Annotated in this window: 1 protein-coding gene and 1 pseudogene; both read right to left on the bottom strand. The window is 40.7% G+C overall.

What is annotated here, in order from left to right:
- Positions 1 to 198 (bottom strand): carboxypeptidase-like regulatory domain-containing protein (locus AB5935_RS24940; RefSeq protein WP_368327748.1); only part of this gene is annotated, 198 nt, incomplete at its 3' end.
- A 23-nt stretch (positions 199 to 221) separates the two neighbouring features.
- Positions 222 to 408 (bottom strand): annotated as a pseudogene (locus AB5935_RS24935) (DUF4925 domain-containing protein); the annotation flags it as partial.

Here is a 408-nt window from a genome sequence, read left to right as displayed (position 1 = left end):
CTCGGGTAGTTTGATTTCATATTCTCCATTGATGTTGGACACTGCTCCCTGATTGCCATGGAGTTTGTATGTGACGGCTGCGCCTACCAATGGCTCATTGGTTCTGGCGTCGTATATATGTCCTTTCAAGGTTTGGGCAAAGCTGCTTCCGAAACCGGTTAGGGATAAAAGGATTATCAGAGTATATAATTTCTTCATTGTTCTTATTCTTTAATAGTATATTAATTTTGAGGTACGAGATCGAGTCCCAAGTCAAAACTTTGAACTAGCAATGCACATTCCGGCCAAGTGATAAATAGCATATCTATTAGCGGTTCGAGAAATCCGGCAAGTCCGGCCATTTCCGGTGGTAATAAACTTGGCAGCATTTTTAATACTATGGGATGAAAATCTCCAAGAAGCTTTAAT

It is taken from the genome of Phocaeicola sp. RTP21198st1_B8_RTP21198_201120 (genome assembly GCF_040929485.1).
Taxonomy (GTDB): Bacteria; Bacteroidota; Bacteroidia; order Bacteroidales; family Bacteroidaceae; genus Phocaeicola; species Phocaeicola dorei.
This window is presented reverse-complemented; position numbering and strand designations above follow the sequence as displayed.